Origin of the sequence: Achromobacter sp., from assembly GCF_050285585.1 — a bacterium.
In the GTDB taxonomy this organism is placed as follows: Bacteria; Pseudomonadota; Gammaproteobacteria; order Burkholderiales; family Burkholderiaceae_B; genus Achromobacter.
Genome location: NZ_JBLZXF010000090.1, coordinates 1 through 3616, shown reverse-complemented (window position 1 = coordinate 3616; position 3616 = coordinate 1). Strand labels below are relative to the sequence as shown.

The 3616-nt window shown below is 60.1% G+C and carries 5 protein-coding genes; 1 reads left to right on the top strand and 4 read right to left on the bottom strand.

Going from position 1 to position 3616, the window contains the following annotated elements; translation table 11 throughout:
- Positions 1-141 precede the first annotated feature (141 nt).
- The gene (locus tag ACN6PJ_RS31260; RefSeq protein ID WP_043547627.1) at positions 142-897 is read right to left on the bottom strand and encodes a M48 family metalloprotease; all 756 of its coding nucleotides are present in this window, start codon (positions 895-897) and stop codon (positions 142-144) included.
- 259 nt (positions 898-1156) lie between these two features.
- Between ACN6PJ_RS31260 and ACN6PJ_RS31255 the strand changes: the two genes are divergently transcribed.
- Entirely contained in the window at positions 1157-1705 is a 549-nt protein-coding gene (locus ACN6PJ_RS31255) for a TIGR00645 family protein (protein WP_427999500.1), read from the top strand.
- 125 nt (positions 1706-1830) lie between these two features.
- On the opposite strand, the gene ACN6PJ_RS31250 is transcribed toward ACN6PJ_RS31255, so the two are convergent.
- The 3 genes from ACN6PJ_RS31250 to ACN6PJ_RS31240 form a co-directional block, all read right to left on the bottom strand.
- Complete coding sequence (locus tag ACN6PJ_RS31250) at positions 1831-2037, bottom strand: cold-shock protein (RefSeq protein ID WP_042794090.1); 207 nt, start codon at positions 2035-2037, stop codon at positions 1831-1833.
- A gap of 289 nt (positions 2038-2326) precedes the next feature.
- A complete protein-coding gene (locus ACN6PJ_RS31245) occupies positions 2327-2890 on the bottom strand; it encodes a DUF924 family protein (RefSeq protein ID WP_427999499.1) in 564 nt (187 codons plus the stop codon).
- A 180-nt stretch (positions 2891-3070) separates the two neighbouring features.
- Positions 3071-3274, bottom strand: a complete 204-nt coding sequence (locus tag ACN6PJ_RS31240; protein ID WP_006220190.1) for a cold-shock protein — start codon at positions 3272-3274, stop codon at positions 3071-3073.
- Positions 3275-3616 lie beyond the last annotated feature (342 nt).

The following is a 3616-nucleotide window of genomic DNA, read 5'->3' as shown; positions in this document are numbered from 1 at the left end:
CGGATAAACGCGCCATTTTACCGGAAACTTCCGGACCCCTGACGCAAAGAGGCGCGAGCACCCGGATAAGTCCGGATGCTCGCGCCCCGTTTTCCGCCCCGGATGGGGAGAAAAAGCGCCTTCCGGCGCCTTGTTACCGCCTTATTTTGCCTTGGCGATGCGCTCTTCGATGTGCTGCGCGCGCTTGGCCGAGGACGGGTGCGAGCTCATCATATCGCTCTTGCCGCCGTCCAGTTCCGCCAGCTTCTGGAACGCGGTCACGAGGCCGCGGGTGTTCAGCTTCTTGGACTGCAGCAGATCGAAGGAGTAATCGTCGGCAGCGCTTTCCTGCGACTGCGAGAACTGCGCATTGATGAACTTCTCGGTCAGGTCGCCGAGCTGCGAGGAGCTCAGGGCGGCAACCGTTGCGCCGCCGGCGGCGCCCGCGGCGTCGCGCGCGGCGGAAACCGTGTAGGCGGTCTGCATCGCCTTTTTGCTGTGGCCCAGCGCCACGTGGCCGATTTCGTGGCCGACCACGCCCATCACTTCGTCGTCGGTCATCATGTCCATCAGGCCGCTGTAGACGCGGATGCAGCCATTGGCCATGGCCCAGGCGTTGACGTCCTTCGTGATGTAGACCTTGTAGCTGGCCTTCTGGCCGTTCACCGTGCCGCCCAGCGATTTGGCGATCTTCTGCAGGCGGGCGTCGTACTTGCTGCCGGGCGCGGCGATCTTCTCTTGCGAGTCGCTCTGGGCGCAGGCCTTGTCCGACAGCGTCTTGATTTCGGCGTCGCTCAACGTGGCGGCCTGGACGACCTTGCTGCCGGCGCCCACCAACCCTCCGATGTCCAACGCATGCGAGGCGGAATAAGGGGCAAGCGCGACGGCCAGCGCGGCAACGGCGTAGCGGATCTTCATGGGAACAAACTCCTCTTGACTGGCTCTATGCCAACGAGGCGGCAATTCTATATATCGCCAATGCGCTCTGAACGTTTCGGCACACAGTTTCGCAAATGCCAGTTTTCCTTACACAAAACCCCGGCAAGACACGCGCAATCGTGATAGCCGCGGCCCCAAGGGCGACGGCGCCTCCCAAAAAAACCGATGTCCGCGGCCGCGCGGCGTTGATAGAATTGCGCCCGCTTTTTTCGCACACACAACACGGCTCGCACCCACCATGATCTCCAACACCCCTCCCCGCCTGGGCTTGCTGCCCGGGCTGATCTTCAGTTCCCGCTGGCTGCAACTGCCCCTGTATCTGGGGCTGATCGTTGCGCAAGGCGTCTACGTCATGCTGTTTCTGAAAGAACTGTGGCACCTGCTGACGCATGCCACCAGTTTCGGGGAAATGGAGATCATGCTGCTGGTGCTCGGCCTGATCGACGTGGTCATGATCTCCAACCTGCTGGTCATGGTGATCGTGGGCGGCTACGAAACCTTCGTATCGCGCCTGCGCCTGCAAGGCCATCCCGACCAGCCCGAATGGCTAAGCCATGTGAACGCCAGCGTGCTCAAGGTCAAGCTGGCGATGGCCATCATCGGCATCTCGTCGATCCACCTGTTGCGCACCTTCATCGAGGCGGGCACGCTGGGCACGCCCAGCGCCCGCTTCTCCGAGGCCGGCGTGATGTGGCAGACCATCATCCACGGCCTGTTCATTCTTTCGGCGCTGGGCATCGCGCTGGTCGACAAGCTGTCGACTCCGGCCGGCCACGCGAAGCACTGAAAAGGCTGGAGCCCTCCCCTGCGGCGCGCATGGCTAGCTGCCCAAAAAAAACCCCCAGGCATTGCGCTTGGGGGCTTTTTTATGGGCGGAGCGCCGGGCTGGCCCGCAGCGCTGCCCGGCGTAGATCAGGCCGCGACCTTGATGTTCTTTGCGCTGGGGCCCTTCGGCCCCGTGCCTACGTCGAACGTGACGCGTTGGTTTTCCTGCAGCGACTTGTAGCCTTCGCTGCGGATCTCGGAATAATGAGCGAAAAGATCCTTGCTGCCGTCGTCGGGCATGATGAAGCCATACCCCTTCTCGGCGTTGAACCACTTAACGATGCCGGTTGCCATGGAATGTCCTTGACCTATGAAAAGCGATTGCTCGCGGGGCGCCAGATCATCAAGGATGGGAGAGGAAGCAACCGCAGTACCACTGACGGCGACAGAAGAAACGCAGACCGCGTCGCTTGAAAATCTCGCTGAACCCAGTGTATTGGCGAACCTCGAAAATCGTCAAATATGCGTCCGCCCCCTTGCATGCGGACTAGTGACGGACACGGCGGCGGGCCTCTCCAGGCCCGATATTTTCAAGTCGCCATGGGTGGATACACAAAGATACCCAATGCCCGGCACCCCGTTCCTAGCCGGCGAAGCCTCCGGATTCGAGGAACTCCTGCTCGGCCTGGGTCGTCTGCCTGCCCAGCGCGGCGTTGCGATGCGGGAAGCGTCCGAAACGCTTGATGATGTCCCGATGCAGGACCGCCCAGCGCAACGAGTCCGCATCGAGCGGCTCCATCAGGGCGACGGCGCGATTCTGCGCCGGCAGGTTTTCGGCGTGCTCGAACGGCAGATAAAAGAACTGCCGCAGCCGGGCGTCGACGGCCAGGTCATGCCCCGCCGCGATCGCGCGGTCGGCAAAGTACTGCGCCAGCGGATCGGTGGCGAACATGTGCGCCGTGCCCCGGTACGCATTGCGGGGAAACTGGTCCAGCAGGATCATCAACGCCAGCGCGCCTGCGGGCTCTTCCAGCCAGCCATCCAGTTGCCGCGCCGCCGCCGCGAAGTGCGCGCCCTCGAAACGCTGACGGAACAGGGCGTCGAACTCGGCGCTCTTGCTGAACCACTGTTGCGGGCCCGCATCAAGCCAAAACGAAACCACATCCTGGGGCTGCGGGGCGTGGGGCATGGAAGAGGATGAAATCATGGCGGCACTATCCTGCGGAAGATGACAGCGGCTGTTGAATGGCCGCTTGCCCGAATAGCCAAAGAATACTGTGTTTAGGGATTACCCCATATTGCGCATTGAATAACCGGCGGACCAAAAACCGTCATGCAAAAATAAAAAAAGCCCCACGAGGGGGCTTTTTCTCGAAAACTCAGGACCTTACAGGACCTGGATCTTCGTGGCTTGCGGGCCCTTGGGGCCATTGGCCGTCACAAAGCTGACGCGCTGGTTCTCTTCCAGAGACTTGAAGCCCGAGCCCTGAATTTCGGAGAAGTGAGCGAACAGATCCTTGCCACCCGCTTCCGGGGTGATGAAGCCATAACCCTTTTCCGAATTGAACCACTTAACGACGCCGGTTTCCATACTGTATTTCCTAGAGATAATGGGCAAATGCCCGGAGGTCACGAATCAATCAAGGAGGGGACAGTAGAACAATAACGCTGAGCCGGAAAAGGCACGGCACTGAACGAAAATCGCAACGCTTGTGATCGTGTGCCGACACTATCGTTAGGTTCCCCTCATAAGTCAACATAATCCTAAAAAATGCGTGCCAATAATGCAACAAAGAGAAACGACGCACAAAACCAACACGATTTCATAGGCAATAAGGAGCCCTGCATAGGTGTTAACACCCACGCATCATAAAAAAACAATCAAGGCTTATATAAATGCCGCCTGCCCGCGCACGATCCTACATACGCCGTT

What these genes read in the sequence shown, in the direction of transcription:
- ACN6PJ_RS31260 (WP_043547627.1), bottom strand. Translation starts at nt 897, where the DNA reads ATGAAGATCCGCTACGCCGTTGCCGCGCTGGCCGTCGCGCTTGCCCCT.
- ACN6PJ_RS31255 (WP_427999500.1), top strand. Translation starts at nt 1,157, where the DNA reads ATGATCTCCAACACCCCTCCCCGCCTGGGCTTGCTGCCCGGGCTGATC.
- ACN6PJ_RS31250 (WP_042794090.1), bottom strand. Translation starts at nt 2,037, where the DNA reads ATGGCAACCGGCATCGTTAAGTGGTTCAACGCCGAGAAGGGGTATGGC.
- ACN6PJ_RS31245 (WP_427999499.1), bottom strand. Translation starts at nt 2,890, where the DNA reads ATGATTTCATCCTCTTCCATGCCCCACGCCCCGCAGCCCCAGGATGTG.
- ACN6PJ_RS31240 (WP_006220190.1), bottom strand. Translation starts at nt 3,274, where the DNA reads ATGGAAACCGGCGTCGTTAAGTGGTTCAATTCGGAAAAGGGTTATGGC.